The following is a 16631-nucleotide window of genomic DNA, read 5'->3' as shown; positions in this document are numbered from 1 at the left end:
CGCGCTAAATAAGAGAACAGAGTTGAGTCGCCAAGGCTCAACCCAACCGAAACCTTCGGCCCAGAGGAACCGAGGAGGCACGAGATGCTGATGCGCACCGACCCGTTCCGTGAGATCGACCGGCTCGCCGAGCAGTTCTTCGGCACCACCAGCCGCCCGGCGGTCATGCACATGGACGCCTACCGCGACGGCGACCACTTCTACGCCGCCTTCGACCTGCCGGGAGTGGACCCGGACAGCATCGACTGCACCGTGCAGCGCAACGTGCTGACCGTCCGGGCCGAGCGTCGCCGCCCCGCCGGGGAGGCCGTCGAACTCGTCGCCGCCGAGCGCCCGATGGGCGTGTTCAGTCGACAACTCTTCCTCGGCGACACGCTCGACACGGACAAGCTGGAGGCCGGGTACGAGAACGGCGTGTTGACGTTGCGGATCCCGGTGGCCGAGCGGGCCAAGCCCCGGAAGGTCACCATCAGCGCGACCGGCGACGGCCGGCGGCAGATCAACGCCTGACGCACGCGACGGCCGGGCGGGAGTGCTCCCGCCCGGCCGCGTGCTGCCGCCGTCCGATCCGGCGGTGTGCGATCATGACGCGTCGGCGCGCCTGTTCGTCAACCCGAAACACGACTGAGAACATTTTTCACATGCGTTCGACCGAGACCCCGGTGTTGTACCGCCCGCCGGCCCACCCCGCCCTGCCCGGGGGGCCGATGGCCGTCACCGACGCGTGGTTGCGCAACCGGCGGTTGAGTGAACACACCCGGGACGCGTACCGGCGGGACGTCGCCGGGTGGCTGGGCTGGTGCGACGCCCGCCGTCTGGACCCGCTGCGCGCCAACTTCCTGCACGTCAACGAGTACGCGCGGACGCTGGAGAACACCCTGGCGGCGCGTACCGGCAAGCCGCTGACCCCGGCGACCGTGGCCCGCAAGCTGTCCGCGATGTCGAGCTGGTACGACTTCCTGGTCAAGCTCCAGGCGGTGCACGCCAACCCGGTCTCCGACGCCGACCGGCCCCGCATCGACCGCGACCACTCGGCCACCGTGGGCCTGAGCCCCGACGAGGTGGACGCGCTGCTCGCCGCCGCCGAGACCGACACCGGGCCGACGGCGGCCCGCAACCGCGCCGCCGTCACCCTCCTGGCCGACCTGGGCCTGCGGGTCGGGGAACTGGTCTCCCTGGACGTCGCCGACCTCGGCGCCGAACGGGGACACCGCAGCGTGCGCTTCATCGGCAAGGGCGGCAAGTCCCGCCGCCGCGCCCTCACCCCCTCGACCGCGTACGCGGTGGACGCCTACCTGAGTCAGCGCGCCGCCGAGCAGGGCGTGGCGCCCCACCAGCTCACCGGGGCACTGCTGGTCACCGCCAGCGGGGCCCGACTCGACCGGCACTCGGTGTTCCGGCTGATCCGGAGACTCGCCCGGGACGCGGGCATCCCGGCCTGGGCCAGACTGTCGCCACACTCGCTGCGGCACGCCTTCGCCACCACCGCCCGCGCCGAGGGCGTGCCGCTGGAGGACGTGCAGGACGCGATGGGGCACGCCGACCCGCGCACCACCCGCCGCTACGACCGCGACCGGCACAACCTCGACCGCGACCCCGCGTACGCCATCTGGGCCGCCCGGGCCCGCCGCCGCACCTGACGCGGCACCGGACGGCTTTCCGCCCGCCGACGCGCCCGATTCTCTACGGTCGGATGGTGTGGGCGAGGCGCAGCCGTGGAGCAGGCCGGCCCGGCGACGCCACCCGATGCGGGTCGGGCTCGTCTTCGCCGGTGCCGGCGTGGCCCTGTGCTGCATCGGCGTGGCCGGTCTCGGTGCCTGGAACGTGCAGGTGGTGACCCAGGCCGCCGGCCCGGTGCGGGAGACCGCCGAGGGGTTCCTGCGCGAGGTGACCACCGGCGACACCGACAGCGCGTACGAGCGGCTCTGCGCCGACTCGCGCAGCCGGTGGAGCGAGCTGGGCTTCACCAGTTGGGTCCGCACCCCGCCGACCGTGCGCGACTACGAGATCGTCGACGTGTCGGTGGCCACCGACCGGGGCAAGCCGCACGGCACGGTCACCGTCCGGCTGACCCGCGAGAGCGGTGCCACCGAGCAGCGTGAGCTGACGGTGGTGCGGGAGGGCGGCTGGCGGGTCTGCGGCGACCCGTACTGATCACACCCCGACCGACTCGGCCGACTCGACCAACCGACCGTCGCGCAGCACCAACACCCGGTCGGCCAGTTCCACCAGCGTCGGGTCGTGCGTGGCCACCAGCGCGGTCATACCGCGTGCGTGCACCAGCGCCCGCAGCAGGTCCATCACCGCCCGGCCGGTCTCCGAGTCCAACTGGCCGGTGGGCTCGTCGGCGATCAGCAGCTCGGGATCGTTGGCCAACGCGCGGGCGATCGCCACCCGCTGCTGCTGCCCACCGGACATCTCGTACGGGCGCTGGGCGGCCTCCCCGCCCAGCCCGACCAGTTCCAGCAGCACCGACACCCGCTCCTCGCGCTGCGCGGCCGGGGTCTTCGCCAGCCGCATCGGCACCCCGACGTTCTCCGCGGCGGAGAGGATCGGGATCAGTCCGAAGGACTGGAAGACGAACCCGACGGTGTCCCGGCGCAGCCGCAGCAGGTCCTGCTCACCGGCGGCGGTCACCTCCCGACCGGCCACCCACACCCGGCCCGAGGTGGGCCGGTCCAGGCCGCCGATCAGGTTCAACAACGTGGTCTTGCCGGCACCCGAGCGGCCCCGCACCGCGACCAGCTCACCGCGACCGGCCCGCAACGACACGTCGCGTACCGCGTGCACCGTCCGGTCGCCGCTGCCGTAGTCGCGGCACAGCCCCTCGACCCGGACCAGATCCTCGCTCACGACCCGTCCCTCCCGTCACCCGCACGGACCTGCACGTGGTCCGGTTCCAGGGTCAGCCTCACCCGGTCCCTGAGGGCCAACGCGTCGACGAAACCGGCCGGCAACTGCATCCGCCCGGCCCGGTCCAGCACCGCGTACTCCTCGGTGACCAGTTCCTCGACGCCGTCGGCGCCGACCCGCGCGGTGCGGTGCACCTCCGAGGCGGTACGCCCGTCCCGGATCGCGACGGTCCGGCGGACCTGCGTGGCGACCTGCGGGTCGTGCGTGACCACCACCACCGTGACGCCCAGCTCGGCGTTGATGGTGCGCAGCGCCCCGAACACCTCCGCCGCCGTCGCCTCGTCCAGCTCCCCGGTCGGTTCGTCGGCGAAGAGGACCTCCGGGTCGTTGGCGACCGCCACCGCGACCGCGCACCGCTGCTGCTCACCACCGCTCAGCTGCCCCGGCCGGCGGTCCGCGCAGTAGCCCACACCGACCATGTCCAGCAGCTCCGCCGCGCGTCGCCGACCGGCCCGCCCACTCCGGCCGGCCAACCGCATCGGCAGCTCCACGTTCTCCCGCGCCGACAGGTACGGCAGCAGGTTGCGGCTGGTCTGCTGCCACACGAACCCGACGGTGTTCCGCCGGTAGCGCAGCCGCTTGCGGGCCGACATGGTCAACAGGTCGAAGCCGGCCACCCGGGCGATCCCGGCGGTCGGTGTGTCCAGCCCGGACAGGATGTTGAGCACGGTGGACTTGCCGGACCCGGAGGCACCCACGATCGCCACCAACTCGCCCCGGTCCACGACCAGGTCGAGCCCCTGCAACGCGACGACCTCCACCCCCTCGCTGGTGAAGATCCGCACCAGGCCGTCGCAGACGATGTGCCCCCGCAACCGGTCCGCGCCACCGGCGCGCGCGGCGGCCCGTTCCGCCGCCCGCCGCTGCAACGTCGCCAGATCCGGTGCCCGTTGCACCACACTCGTGCCGGTACCACCTGATCCGCTCACGGGTTCTCCTCTCCCAGGCGCAGCACCTCACCGAGGCGCATCCGCCGATTCACCAGGTTCTCCACCGCCAGACCGGCCAACAGGCCGAGCACCACCAGCACCAGCACCCCACCCACGACCAGCGGATCCAGGTGGTCGCGGATCGGCACGCCGGGAGCGAACGCGGCCAGCCCCAGCGTCGGACCGAGCAGCCGGGGCAGGGCCACCCCCACCACCGCGCCGGTCAGCGCCGCGACCACCACCAGCGGCACCAGCTCGTAGACCAGCAGTCGGCGACCGGCCGCCGCCGACAGGCCCAGGGTGCGCAGCCGCGACAGCGTCCGGCCCCGGCCGGCGGCGTCGGCGACCACCACGAAGCCGACGGCCAGGACCGCCAGCGCGGTGCCACCGACCGCACCCACGGTGAACGCCAGGGTCAACACCTCGTTGGCCCCGGTACGCTCCAACCCGTCCCGGTACGCCTGCCGCGTCTGCAGGGCCGCCGGCACCTGGGCCCGCGTCACCTCCCGGCCGAGCACGTCGGACTGTCGCCGCCGCTGTGCGTCGTCGGCCACCGTCAGCAACCGCGTCTCGTCCACGCCGTCGGTGGCGAGCAGGTACCGGTTGGGCACGATCGGGGTGTACTCGTACTCGGGCAGCGCCTGCCACGGCAGCACCACGAACCGCTCCACGCCCAGCCCCACCCCGGGGAAGGCGTCGGCGACCCCGGCGACCCGGAAGGCGTACCCCCGGCTCTGCACGTCAGCCACCGCGCCGTCGCCGACCTCCGCCGCCACCCGGGGCGACACCACCGCGGGCACCGGCCCGTCGCCTCGCGCCGCGTCGCGCAACGCGGCCGGCACGTCGACGTCCACCCCGCTGCGCGCCACGACCTCGGCGAACGCCGGCGCGTCCACCACCAGCACCCGGGCCTGGCCGAGCGCGCGGTCACCCGGACCGCTCCCGGAGCGCAGCCGCCGGTTCGACTCCACCCACACCCGGGCCACCGCCTGCACCCCGGGCACCGCACCGAGCGCGTCGGCGGCGTCCGGGGCGAAGGTGTAGCCGGTCAACCAGGCGTCGGCCGGGATGCTCAACGTGGCCGCCCGGTCCCGCGCCTCGGCCACCGTGGTCGTCACCACGCCACCGAACACCCCGGTGCTGACCGCGACGATCACCACCGCCAGCGGCCCCCACGCCACCGGCGCGCCGCGACCGGCGCGGGCCGCGCCGAGGAACAGCAACGCGCCCCTCGTCCGGGTGGCGAACCGGCCGACCAGCCGCAGCGGCCACGGCAGCAACCGGATCGCCACCAGCGCGGCGGCGACCGCGACCAGCACCGGCACCGCACTGAGGTACGCGTCGACGCCGCCGGCCGCATCCAGGCCCCGACGGCGCAGCAGCACCACGCCGAGACCGGCGAGCACCAGCACGCTCGCCTCCAGCGTGAGCCGACGCGCGCTCGGCCGCTGCGCCACCACGTCCGCGCGACCGGCGACCACACCCACCCGCCGGTACGCGAGCACCGCCAGCACCGGCACCACGACGGTGGTGAGCAGGGCCAGCACCGGCACCAGCCAGGGCGACCCGGTCGAGCGGCCGGGCACCGTCGCCCCGGCCAGGGCACCCAGCAGCACCGCGAGCGGCTGGACGGGCACCGCCTCGGCGAGCAACCGGCGACCGATCGCGCCCAGCGAGGCCCCCCGCGCCCGCAGCAGCGTCAGTTCCGCCCGACGGCGTCGGACCGCCAGCCGGGCCGCCAGCACGATCAGCCCGAGCAGGCCGGCCAGCAACCCGGTCTGCACGACGGCCAGCAACGCCCGGACCGACCGCAGTTCGTCGGCGAAGCGAACCAGCGCGGTGTCCAGCGAGGTCTGCACCACCGCGTCCGGGACCGTCTCGGAGCGGCGGGTCTCGGCCACCGCCGCGGTGACCGCGTCGAGCACGGCGGTGTCCAGCCGCTGCTCGTCGAGGCGGTACCGCCATCCGCTCACCGCCGGCACCGCGGTACCGGCCGAGATCCGGTCCATCCCGGCCCAGTCGGTCACCCCCGCCACCACGTACGGGTCACCGTCGAGCAGCGGCACGGTCGGGTCCAGTGCCGACCGCAGGTCGTCCCAGACCGGGTCGGCGGCGTCACGCGGTGTGAACACCCCCACCACACGGGCCGGTGCCTGCCGGTTGCCGTCGGCGAACCACAGGTCGGTGCCGGGTCGCAGCGACAACGTCTCGGCCACCTGCACCGACACCGCCAGTTCCGCCGGGCCGCCCACCTGCGTACGCGGCCACCGCCCGGCGGTCACCTCGGCCGCCTCCTCGACGCCGGTCTGGGCGCGTACCCCGAACTCCTTGCGCGCGCCGCCGTCCATCGGCGGGGCGTCGCCGGACGCGAGCAGTTGCTCCGGGTCGATCGAGGACGCGTACCACCGGCGGTCCACCAGGCCCGGCAGTGGCTGCGGCAGGGCGGCGGCGTACCGGTCCAGGTCGTCTCGCCCGGCGGCGGCCGGTGCGGGGCGCGGCACGCTGAGGGAGATGTCACGGACCAGGTGCGGCAGGTGGGCGACATCGGCGCGCAGCCCCCGGTCGGCGTACCCGTCGGCGAGTCTCGGCGCGGCCGTCACCAGCATCGCCGCGACCAGCCCCAGCATCGCCAGCAGCGCCACCTGGCCCGCGTACACCCGGATCCGGCCCGTCATCGGGTCTCTCCGTCCGTGACGGTCAGGCGACGGCGTACACCGGTGGAGACGGCGGCGCTGAACGCCAGGGCCAGGGCGAGCAGGCCCACGCCGGTGGCGAGCACCGGAAGCCAGTCGACGCTCAACAGCGGCGGTGGATGTGGACGCTCGGCGGACGGGGTCAGGATCACCAGCGGGGCCGTCGTCGCGGCCACCCCGACCCCCACCAGCAGACCGACCAGCACGCCCATACCGGCGAGGAACGACTGCTCGGCCAGCAGGGAGCGGGCCACCAGGCGTCGTCCGGCGCCGAGGGTGTGCAGCACCGCCAGTTCGGTGGCGCGCCGCCGCGCGGTGGCGCTGACGTCCACGGCCACCCCCACGGCGGCCAGCAGCACCGCCGCCAGGGCGGCGGCGAACAGGGCGCCCCGCGCACCCACCCCGAACGGGTCGCGGGCCAACTCGGCGGCGACGTCCTCGCGGGCCAGCACCGTCAGGCCGCCGAGCGCACCGGCCGCCTCGGCCACCCGCTCCGCCTCGCCGGGCCGCACCGCCAGCCACCACTCCTGCGGCGACCGGACGAGCCCGTGGTCGTGGAAGAGCCGGGCACCCAGCGAGGGCAGGTCGACCAGCAACGCGGCGTCCTCGGCACCACCGGGCAACGCGGCCACGGTGTCGACCAGCACCACGTCGACCTCGGCCCCGCCCAGGAACAGCCGGGTCTGCGCACCGACGTCCAGGCGCAGCGCGCCGAGGGCCGCCGGGGTGGCCGCCACCGGTACCCGGGTGGCGTCGGCGGTACGGGCCACGGCCACCTGCACCGGCGTGCTGCGGGCGAACCAGCCGCCCGGCACGTCCCGCGCGTAGCGGGCGGTCAGTCCGGCGCCGGAGGCGGTCGACCCGGTGGCGGCACCGGTGCGGTCGACCAGGTGCCACGGGCCGTCCCCGGTCAGCTCGACCGGGCTGCCCGGGGAGGTGTCCGGGCTGGCCCGCAGGTCCGACAACCGCCAGTCCAGGCTCATCCGCGGCGCGCCGAGGGTCTCCGTGGCGAAGCCGGCCAACCGCCACGGGCCGGCACCGGGGGGCAGGTCCACGGTGAACCGTGACGGTGTGCCGTCCCGGTCACTCTCGCCCAACGCCAGCCTCAGATGGGTGCCGTGCGGATCGAGCAGCACCGCGTGGTGGCGGACCGGGGAGTTCGTCCCGGTGTCGTCGACCCGGGTGCTGACCCGACCGGTGAGCTGCCGGGTGCCGGCCGGCAGCGCCGTGCCGGGCGCCTCGACCCGGCCGGCGGTGAGCGTGTCGAGCAGGTCGGCGGTCGAGCCGCCGGCCAGGTCGGCCCGCAGCCGTACCACCGGGCCGGCGGCGTCGGCGTCGACCGCCAGCATGGTGGCCGGGACGGCGGCCGGACCGAGTCGTACCGTGTCGCGCCAGACCGGCAGCGGCACCTGCACGCCCGGCAGCCCGGCGAGCCGGTCGGCCCGGTCGGCGGCGGCGGAGCCGTTGACCTCGGTGAGACGCAGGTCCGCGCCGACCAGATGCGCGGCCTGGTCGTCCAGCGAGCGTCGGGAGGTCCCGGCGAGGGACCAGGCGAGGGTGCCGACCGCCACGGCGAGGGCCAGCAGCAGCACCGGTCCGGCGTGCGGTCGTCGCCCGGCCTGCCAGGTGCCGAGCATGACGGCGGTCCACGGTTTGCGGTCCACCCACCGCTCGGCGAGCCGGACCAGCGGCGGCAGCAGACGCAGCGCCAGCACCGCGCCGGCCAGGACCCCGAGCGTGGGGGCGGCGGCCAGCAGCGGATCCACCCCCAGGTCACCGCCCCGGGACCGGGACAGTGGAGACGAGTAGCGGCTGAGCTGATACCAGGCGAGCAGGGCCAGACCGACCAGCAGCACGTCCAGGCCGGCGCGCTGCACCATGCCGCGACGGCTGGGCCGGGAACGGCTGGCCAGGTCGGCGACGTAGCTGTCGCCCCGGCGCAGGCTCGGTCCGATCATCGCCAGCGCGCAGCCGGCCGCCGCCGCCCCGGCGACCAGCCACACCGTCGCGTCGGGCACCACACCCGGTCGCAGCGACACCGCGCTGAGCCCCGGCAGGCGGCCGACGAGCCCGAGCGCCTGACCCGCGAGCAGCGGGGCGAGTACCGCGGCGGGCAGCACCACCAGGGTGGCCTCCCGGGCGGTCAGCCCCGCCAGTTGCCGACGGGCCGCACCCCGGGCCCGCAGCAGCGCGGTCTCACCCCGGCGGTGCTCGGTGAGCAGCACGGCGACGAGCAGCAACGCGTACCCGCCGAGCACCACCACCAGCAGCATCGGGGTGACCAGCGCCGACCGGCCGACGAGGGTGGCCTGTTGTAGCCGGCGGACCAGGGTGGCGAGGTCGCTGGTGACCATCGCGGACTCGCCGAGCCCGGCCTCGGCCGCCGTGCTGGTGGTGATCCGGCCGGCGGCGTCGGCCACCTGTTCCAGGGCGGTGGGACCGACCGCGGTCAGGTCGGGTTCGACCAGCCAGCCGGCGGAGGCGTTGGGCAGGAAGTGGGTGACGAAGTCCGCGCGGGCCACCGTCATCGGCCCGTACGTGGCCGACTGCGGCAGCGCGCCGGTGGCCGTCTCCGGTGCCAGCCGCCAGTACGCGTCGTCCCGATCCAGTGGCGTGAACAGGCCGGTGACGGTCACCTCGGTGATCCGCCCGGTGAGGCCGTCGGTGATCGGGACACGGTCACCGACGTCGACCCGCAGGGTCCGGGCCGCCGCCTCGGCGAGGGCGGTCTGCACCGGGTCCGCCCCGGCCTGCGGCCAGGTGCCGGCGGCCAGTCGGGCGTGCGCGGGCAGGTCGTCGAGGAACATCACCGACGCGTACACGGTGCCGGTGCGGTCGGCGACGGCGTCGCCGGTGTCGCCGCGCAACTGCCGTCCGGCCGCGTAACCGGCGGCGGTCACCTGCGCGGGCAGCCCGCCCAGGTCGGTGTCGACCTGGGCGCGCAGGGCGGTGTCGCGGTCCCGCAGCGCGTCGGCGGTGCGCCCGGCGGAGGCCCGCACCAGCAGCGACCGTTCCGCGGCGGTGGCCCCGGCGAGCACGTTGCGGGTGCCGGAGTCGACCACGTCCCGGTTGTAGGCGGCCAGTCCGGTCAGGGCGACGGTCGCCACCAGCGCCGCCCCGGACGCGGCGAGCAGCAGGCCCTTCGTGCCCCGGGCACGTCGCCACGCGAACCTCATCCGTCCTGTACCCCCGCCGGTCCGCGGGCCGGTACGGCCCGTGTTCGCCACTCGTCACGCACCGAGAGCGGCGGGCCCCTGGGAAAGGTTCGCAGCAGTGATCGTTTCGTTATCCGACGTGTCGCCGTCGACGGCTCAGGACTCGGGGCAGGTGGCGGCGCGCGGGCCGAGGTCGCCGCTGCGGTGGTGGCGTCGGCACAGCACCTGGTAGCGCACATCGGCGTCGTCGACGGTGTCGCCGATGACCACCTGCTCGCCCTCGCGGACGATCCGTCCGCCCACGACCCGGGCGTTGAGCAGACCCTCCCGGCCGCACCAGCAGAGCACCTCGACCTGGATCCGGGCCACCGAGTCGGCCAGCTCGAACAGCCGCCGGGCGGCCGGGAACAGGCCGGACCGGAAGTCGGTGGCCAGCCCGAAGGCGTACACGTCGACGTCGTAGCTGTCGACCAGGTCGGCCATCTGCTCCACGTGCTCGACGGAGTAGAAGCTGGCCTCGTCGCAGATCAGGTAGTCCACCCGGACCCCGTCGGCCCAGGCGTCGCGGACCAGGGCGCACAGGTCGAGCGCGTCGGTCACCTCGATCGCCTCGTGCGCCAGCCCGATCCGGGTGGTGACCTGCGGGCCGAGCGAACGGTCGATGCGGGTGGTGACCAGTCCCCGGCGGCCCTGCCGGGAGTGGTTGTAGTTCATCTGCAACGCCATCGTGGACTTGCCGCAGTCCATCGGACCCCAGTAGAAGCGCAGCGCGGCGGCGTGCGCGGGCCGCCCGTCGACGCCCCGGGCGGCCACGCACCCACCCGAGGGGTCGCCCGGGGCGGCCATCCGGGGACGGGCCAGGCAGGTGGGTACGGGGTCTGGGGCGCTCGTCACGGACCGGCAGCCTAGCCGATCGACGACGTCCCCCGGTCCACCGACGGCCCGCCGGTGTGCCTCACAGCACCCATGGCGGCGTGTTGCCGGCGGCCACGATCGCGCGCCGGATCGGCACCGCCAGCAGCAGCAGGAACCCGACCACGAAGAAGATCAGCAGGGAGACCAGGCCGACCCGGTAGGAGTTGGTGAGCTGGAACACCAGACCGAACGCGAGCGGCCCCAACCAACTGGTGCCCTTGTCGCTGATCTCGTAGAAGCCGTAGTACTCGCCCTCCTTGCCGGCCGGGATGAGCTGGCTGAACAGCGACCGGCTCAACGCCTGGCTGCCGCCGAGGACCAGACCGATGGCGGCACCGAGCACCATGAACGGCAGGGGCGCCTCGGCCGGCAGCCGGAACGCGCCGAGGATCACCGCGGTCCACAGCACCAGGCTCAGCAGGATGGTCTTCCACGCGCCGATCCGCCCGGCCAGCCACCCGAGGCCGAGCGCGCCGCCGAACGCCAGGAACTGCACCAGCAGGATCGTCACGATCAGGGTGCTCTGGTCCAGCCGCAGTTCCTCGGTGCCGTACTGGCTGGCCAGGGTGATGACGGTCTGGATGCCGTCGTTGTAGACCAGGAACGCCAGCAGGAAGAACAGCGTCAGCGGGTACGCCTTGATCTCCCGCAGGGTGCGGCCAAGTTGCCGGAACCCGTCGGTGAGCACGTTGCCGCCGGGCCCGGCGGCGAGGGCGGCGGCGGTGGGCCGTTCCCGCAGCCAGCGCAACGGCACCAGGGTGAACACCGCCCACCAGACGCCGGCCGAGACGATCGACCAGCGGGCCAGGTCGAGGGTGCGTTCCGGGGTGCCGTTGTCGAACGACTGCACCGCGACCAGGTTGAACGCCAGCAGCAGACCACCGCCGAGGTAGCCCAGCGCCCAGCCGCGACTGGAGATGCCGTCGCGTTCGTCCGGCCCGCCCAACTGCGGCAGGAACGAGTTGTAGACCACGATCGCCGCACCGAAGCTGATGTTGGCGATCATGAACAGCGCGCCGCCGAGCAGGTACCGGTCGCCGGTGACGAAGAGCATCCCGATGGTCGCGCCGGCACCGGTGAACGCGGTGGCGGCCAGCAGCCGCTTCTTGTGCAGCGACCGGTCGGCGATCGCCCCGATCACCGGCAGCACGAAGACGGTCAGCAGCACCGACAGCGAGATCAGGTACGGGTAGTACGAGCCGGCGGCCACCTTGATGCCCAGCGGGTAGACGTACCCGCTGCAGTCGTCGGCGCCGAGTTCGCAGCCGGCGGCCATCTTGGCCACGCTGGTCAGGAACGGGCCGAGGAACACCGTGATGACGGTGGTCTGGAAGGCCGAGTTGGCCCAGTCGTAGAAGTACCAACCGGTGCGCTCGCGGCGCGTGCTGGCGGGTTGCGGGGTGTCGTCCTGCGCGGCAGGGGTCGCCGTCTCGGCCATGTGGGGGTCCTTTGCCCGGAGTGTTCAGGCGGCCCAGTGGCCGCGGCTGCGGTAGACGTCGCGCAGCACGCCGACGTGGTCGGTCATGATGCCATCCACACCGAGATCAAGTAACTCGTGCATCTCGGCAGGTTCGTCGATCGTCCAGACGTGCACCTGCAACCCGAGTCGATGTGCGGTGCGCAGCAGGCGACGGTCCACCACCGGTATCCGGCCGAAACGCACCGGCACCTGCGCGGCCACCACCGACGGCGGTAGCCGCAGCGGCCGACCGGTCAGCGAGGCCCAGCGCAGCCGGGCCACCCCGCGTGCGCCGAGGCTGGTGGCGACGCGCCCGTGGGTGAGGGCACGCAGCCGGGTCAACCGGGCGTCGCTGAACGAGGCGAGCAGCACCCGGTCGGCGGCGCCGGCCCGCGCCACGGTGGACACCGTCGGCGCCACCCCGGGGTCGGACTTCACGTCGATGTTGAAGCGCACCTGCGGCCACGCGTCGAGCACCTCGTCCAGGCGGGGTACGGCGGCGGCCCCGCCGACGCGCACCGTGGCCAGGTCGGCCCAGCGCAGCGCGGACAGCCGTCCCCGCTGCCCGGTGAGTCGTCCGAGGGTGTGGTCGTGGAACACCACGGCGACGCCGTCGGCGGTGCCGTGCACGTCGGTCTCCACGTACCGGTAGCCCAGCTCGACGGCGCGGGCGAAGGCGGCCGTGGTGTTCTCGTCGCCGTCGGCAGCACCGCCCCGGTGCGCGAAGGCCAGCGGCGTCGGGGCGTCGAGGTACGGGTGACCGGGTGCCACGCAGCGCAGTATGCCCGGCGTCGGTGGCCGGCGGACGACCGGCCGGTGACCGGCGCGTACCCGCCTGCGGTGCCGGATTCCGGACAGTGACCGTGCGGGTCCGCTGTGCGACGGTCACCATGTGGCGGTGATGCCGTGGCCGCCGTCCCCGCAGCCCGGGCCGTCGACCGCGCCCCGGTCGACACTGACCGCGCATCCGGTCGACCCGTTGCCGCCCCGGGTCACCCCGCCGGACGAGTCGCCGCAGCCGCGCCGGACACCGGCCGGCGCCTGGTTGTTCGTGGCGGTGGCCGGCGGTAGCCGGTGGGGAGCCGAACTGGTCCGGGGGTGGGCCGCCGACCTGCCCTCCGCCGACGGCGTGCCGGGGCTGGCGGCGGAGCTGCTTCGCGTCCTGCTCTGGGCGGTGACCTGGCCCCGGTGGGAACTGGCACCGGCGCAGCCGCCGATGGTCGGGTACTGGCTCTCGGAGAACCTGCGCACGCTGCTGTTCGTCGTCGGCACGGTGTGGCTGCTGCGCTGGCTGGCGGACCGACCCGCGCCGTCTGCGGCCTACCGGATGTGCGCGGTGGTCGGCGTGGTCGGCGTGGCCACGGTGCTCGCCGCGCTCGGCGGGGCGCTCGTCGGCATGCTGCTCGTCCCCGACGATCTCGTGTTGTCCAGCGACCCGCAGCGGTGGATGAGCGTGACGGTCACCGACGCGCTGCAGGCCGGGCTGTTCTACGGCCCGCTGCTGGCCGTGGCCGCGACACGATCCGAGGCGCGTCCGCGCCGGGTGGACGGGGGATGGCCGGGATGACCGCACGGACGGATCCACCGACGGTACCCGGGCAACGCCCGGCGTCCCCACCGGTGACCAGCGAGGCGACCCGGTACCTGTGCGTGGCCGCGCACACCGACGAACGGTTCGCCGAGCGGGTGCTCGACGAGGTGCTCGGCGACGAGGTGCGGGCGGTGGCGCCCTCGGTGGGCTTCGACGTGTCGCCGGTGGTGCGCCACTGTCTGGTGGCCCGTCACCGGCGTCGCCGCCGGGACCTGCGGCTGCTGGTCTTCGGGGGCCTGGCGGTGCTGCTCGCCCCGCTGTGGACCCTGCTGGTGGTCGGTGCGATGTGGGTCGGCACCTCGCTGGCCCCGTTCCGCCCGACCCGGGAGCGGATGCTCGGTCCGCTGCTCGGCATGATCGTCGCCGCGCTGAGCGCCCTGGTGCTGCTGATCCGGTTCCACCTGATCACCGTCGAGGAGTCCGGCCCGGCCGGGTGGCTGGTCGGGCGACCGTGGCTGGCCCTGCCGGCCGGCATCGCCGCGTTCCTGACCCTGGCGATCCACCTGCACGGCACCCGGTGGCTGCTGGTGACCCGGCTGCGCCGGAACGTGTTCGTGGCGAGCGCACCCGACGAGGTGTCCCTGCCGTCCCGGTACGCCGACCGGCTGGCCGTCGTCGACGAGGCGCAGCACGGCAACGTCACCGTCTACGGCGGGTATCTGCCGTTCGTCGGGCACGGCACGCCGGTGGCCGGGTGGTCGTTCGCCCTGCCGATCCGTCCCGCCGAGCAGGTCGCCGGGTGGAGTCGACCGGAACGGCCGGAGCCGGCCCCGTTCACCGTGCTGGAGCTGATCGACCACGTACGCGGGCGGCTGGCCTCGCTCGACGCCGGGCTGGGGGCGGACCGGCTGGCCGGGCTGACGTTGGAGGATCGGATCTTCGTCGGCGGCCACCTGTTGACCGGGGACCACCGGTTGCTGCCGGACCAGGACCGGGCGCCGCGTCAGCGCTTCACCCCGGAGGAGGTCCGCCAGGTGGCGGCGAACCCGCAGGGCGCGGCCCGGCACTACCTGTGCGCGCTGGTGCCGTCCTGGGGTGCGGAGGTGGTGGCGGGCACGTTCCTGCACTTCTCCACCGACGGGAAGCTGCTCTATCTGGAGTGCGCCCGGACCGTGCTGGAGCCGCCCCGGTGGGCGTACCACGAGGTGGACCGGCTGACCGACTGGATGTCGGCGCGGCAGTTGGTGCAGATGCTCGCGGTCGCCACCGACCGGCTGGTGCCCACGGCCGTCGGTGCCGCCGGGCGGTTGCTGACCGACCTGGGTCACGCGGTGCGCCACCGGCCGCGACAGGCACGCCTGCGGCGGTTGGCCCGTGAGGACCTGGGGTACGACCACGGCGCGCGGGTCGGGGTGCGGGAGTTGGCCACCGGCAGCGACTACCACAACTACTTCCAGGTGCTCGACGCGGCGAAGCACCTGAAGGTGGTGGAGCGGCACGTCCTCGCCGCGATCGTGGACTTCCTCGACGAGCGGGGCCTGGACACCGCCGAGTTCCGCAGCCGCCAGACGATGATCCTCAACCAGGGCATCGTGCAGACCGGCGGCCTCAGCGTGGTCGGCAACCAGGCGGTCGGGTCCGGTGCGCGGGCCGAGCAGCACGGCCAGCCGGCACCGGCCGGTGGTGGTGAGCGGGCACGACCGGTGTGAGACACAGGGGAGAGGCGCATGTCGGAGACGTCGGCGAACTACGGCATCCAGCAGTCCGGCGGGGTCAGTCAGGTCGGTAACCAGGCCGTCGGTCCGGCCGCGTCGGCGGTCGGTGGCACGCTCTGGGCGACCGCGCCCGGCGTGGACGTGGCGGCGCTGGTGACCCGGCTGGTGGAGGTGCTCGACCGGCACCGCGACGAGTTGGACGACCCGGCCCGTGCGGTGGCCGCGGAGTTGCGCGCGCACCTGGCCCGGCCGCATCCGGAACCGGCGCGGGTGACGGCGTTGTTGCAGCGCCTGGCTGCTCTCGCGACGCCGGTCGCGCCGGTGGCCTCGGCGGTCACCGAGGTGCTGCGCGCGATCCAGCAGGCCGGCTGACCGCGACGGCCCGGCGGCGCGCCCCGGCCGGTGGCGGGTCAGCCGGTGGCGGGGCCACGTCGGTGGGAGCGGCCGGTGTCCACCGGTCGGCCCGGGTCGACGTGCCGGGGCCGGTCGGGTTCGTCGGGACGCAGCGGCACCAGGGTGTCGGTGAGGGCGTCGACGATCCGGTCGGTGGCCTGGCGGGCGACGCCGGGCGCACCCGGACGCAGGTCGGTCAGGTCGACCGGGTCGCCGAAGTGCACCCGTACGGTGGGGCGGCGGACCAGCGCGCGGGCGACGCCGCCGAGCAGGCCCTTGGGCGCCCGGTAGGGCAGCACCTCGTGCGAACCCCACTGCGCCACCGGCACGACGGGGGCGCCGCAGGTCAGGGCGAGTCGGGCGGTGCCGGTCTTGCCGCGTTCGGGCCACAGGCCCGGGTCGAGGCCGATGCGTCCCTCGGGGTAGACCAGGATCGGCGCGCCCGCGGCGACCGCGGCGGCGGCGTCGTCCAGGGCCCGGTGCACGCCGGTGGTGCCCCGGTCGACCCGGATGTGTCCGGCGCGTCGCATGGCGGTGCCGATCACCGGTGCGCGGAACAGCCCGCCGGTGGCCATGATCCGGGGTGCCACCCGGCGGCTGCGGCAGGCGGCGGCGAGCACGATCGGGTCGAACGGGCTGATGTGGTTGGCGGCCAGGATCAGCGGCCCGTCCCGCAGGTGCGCGGGGATGTCGCCGGTGACCTCCAGCCGGGCCAGCGCGCCGACCACGACGCGGGCGAGCAACTGGGCGGTGCGCCAGATCAGCGGCGGCTGCCAGGGGGAGTGGGCGTGGTCCACAGCCGGTGATGGTCGCACGGCGGGGCTCGCCGGTGCCGGACAGGGGGGCCGCACGGCAGAGGTGAGCAGGGTCATTGGTCCCGGAGCGGTTCGGGTCCCCCGCCTCTGCCGACCGACGTACGACAGGCTGT

The 16631-nt window shown here is 74.6% G+C and carries 14 protein-coding genes; 6 read left to right on the top strand and 8 right to left on the bottom strand.

Annotated elements, in window-relative coordinates; all coding sequences use genetic code 11:
• Positions 1-84: 84 nt before the first annotated feature.
• From ACIBMZ_RS19105 to ACIBMZ_RS19095, 3 genes are all read left to right on the top strand, one after another.
• The gene (locus tag ACIBMZ_RS19105) at positions 85-510 is read left to right on the top strand and encodes an Hsp20/alpha crystallin family protein (protein WP_396695476.1); all 426 of its coding nucleotides are present in this window, start codon (positions 85-87) and stop codon (positions 508-510) included.
• Between the two features lie 131 nt (positions 511-641).
• Entirely contained in the window at positions 642-1640 is a 999-nt protein-coding gene (locus ACIBMZ_RS19100; protein WP_396695474.1) for a tyrosine-type recombinase/integrase, read from the top strand.
• Positions 1641-1746: 106 nt separating this feature from the next.
• Entirely contained in the window at positions 1747-2154 is a 408-nt protein-coding gene (locus tag ACIBMZ_RS19095; RefSeq protein ID WP_396695852.1) for a hypothetical protein, read from the top strand.
• On the opposite strand, the gene ACIBMZ_RS19090 is transcribed toward ACIBMZ_RS19095, so the two are convergent.
• The 7 genes from ACIBMZ_RS19090 to ACIBMZ_RS19060 form a co-directional block, all read right to left on the bottom strand.
• Entirely contained in the window at positions 2155-2853 is a 699-nt protein-coding gene (locus ACIBMZ_RS19090; protein WP_396695472.1) for an ABC transporter ATP-binding protein, read from the bottom strand.
• Positions 2850-3842 carry an ABC transporter ATP-binding protein gene (locus ACIBMZ_RS19085; RefSeq protein WP_396695470.1) on the bottom strand — a complete coding sequence of 331 codons (993 nt, stop codon included), beginning with the start codon at positions 3840-3842 and terminating at the stop codon, positions 2850-2852. The genes ACIBMZ_RS19090 and ACIBMZ_RS19085 overlap by 4 nt, the downstream gene beginning before the upstream one ends.
• On the bottom strand, positions 3839-6517 hold the full coding sequence (locus ACIBMZ_RS19080) for an ABC transporter permease (protein WP_396695468.1): 2679 nt from the start codon (positions 6515-6517) through the stop codon (positions 3839-3841). The genes ACIBMZ_RS19085 and ACIBMZ_RS19080 overlap by 4 nt, the downstream gene beginning before the upstream one ends.
• Entirely contained in the window at positions 6514-9711 is a 3198-nt protein-coding gene (locus ACIBMZ_RS19075) for an FtsX-like permease family protein (protein WP_396695466.1), read from the bottom strand. The genes ACIBMZ_RS19080 and ACIBMZ_RS19075 overlap by 4 nt, the downstream gene beginning before the upstream one ends.
• A gap of 135 nt (positions 9712-9846) precedes the next feature.
• A complete protein-coding gene (locus tag ACIBMZ_RS19070) occupies positions 9847-10536 on the bottom strand; it encodes a thymidine kinase (RefSeq protein ID WP_396695850.1) in 690 nt (229 codons plus the stop codon).
• Between the two features lie 109 nt (positions 10537-10645).
• The gene (locus ACIBMZ_RS19065; protein WP_396695464.1) at positions 10646-12043 is read right to left on the bottom strand and encodes an MFS transporter; all 1398 of its coding nucleotides are present in this window, start codon (positions 12041-12043) and stop codon (positions 10646-10648) included.
• A gap of 24 nt (positions 12044-12067) precedes the next feature.
• Complete coding sequence (locus ACIBMZ_RS19060) at positions 12068-12835, bottom strand: glycerophosphodiester phosphodiesterase (protein WP_396695462.1); 768 nt, start codon at positions 12833-12835, stop codon at positions 12068-12070.
• 127 nt (positions 12836-12962) lie between these two features.
• On the opposite strand from ACIBMZ_RS19060, the gene ACIBMZ_RS19055 reads away from it, so the two are divergent.
• From ACIBMZ_RS19055 to ACIBMZ_RS19045, 3 genes are read left to right on the top strand one after another with little or no spacing between them, the layout of a single operon-like run.
• Complete coding sequence (locus ACIBMZ_RS19055) at positions 12963-13631, top strand: hypothetical protein (RefSeq protein WP_396695460.1); 669 nt, start codon at positions 12963-12965, stop codon at positions 13629-13631.
• Positions 13628-15304 (top strand): hypothetical protein, encoded by a 1677-nt coding sequence (locus ACIBMZ_RS19050; protein WP_396695458.1) that lies wholly within the window; start codon positions 13628-13630, stop codon positions 15302-15304. Before ACIBMZ_RS19055 ends, ACIBMZ_RS19050 begins: the two co-directional genes overlap by 4 nt.
• A gap of 18 nt (positions 15305-15322) precedes the next feature.
• Positions 15323-15682 carry a hypothetical protein gene (locus ACIBMZ_RS19045; protein WP_396695456.1) on the top strand — a complete coding sequence of 120 codons (360 nt, stop codon included), beginning with the start codon at positions 15323-15325 and terminating at the stop codon, positions 15680-15682.
• A gap of 38 nt (positions 15683-15720) precedes the next feature.
• Here the strand turns inward: ACIBMZ_RS19045 and ACIBMZ_RS19040 are convergent, their stop codons facing one another.
• Positions 15721-16500, bottom strand: a complete 780-nt coding sequence (locus ACIBMZ_RS19040; RefSeq protein WP_396695454.1) for a lysophospholipid acyltransferase family protein — start codon at positions 16498-16500, stop codon at positions 15721-15723.
• Positions 16501-16631 lie beyond the last annotated feature (131 nt).

The sequence above is a fragment of the Micromonospora sp. NPDC049900 genome (genome assembly GCF_044461025.1).
Classification (GTDB): domain Bacteria; phylum Actinomycetota; class Actinomycetes; order Mycobacteriales; family Micromonosporaceae; genus Micromonospora.
This window is presented reverse-complemented; position numbering and strand designations above follow the sequence as displayed.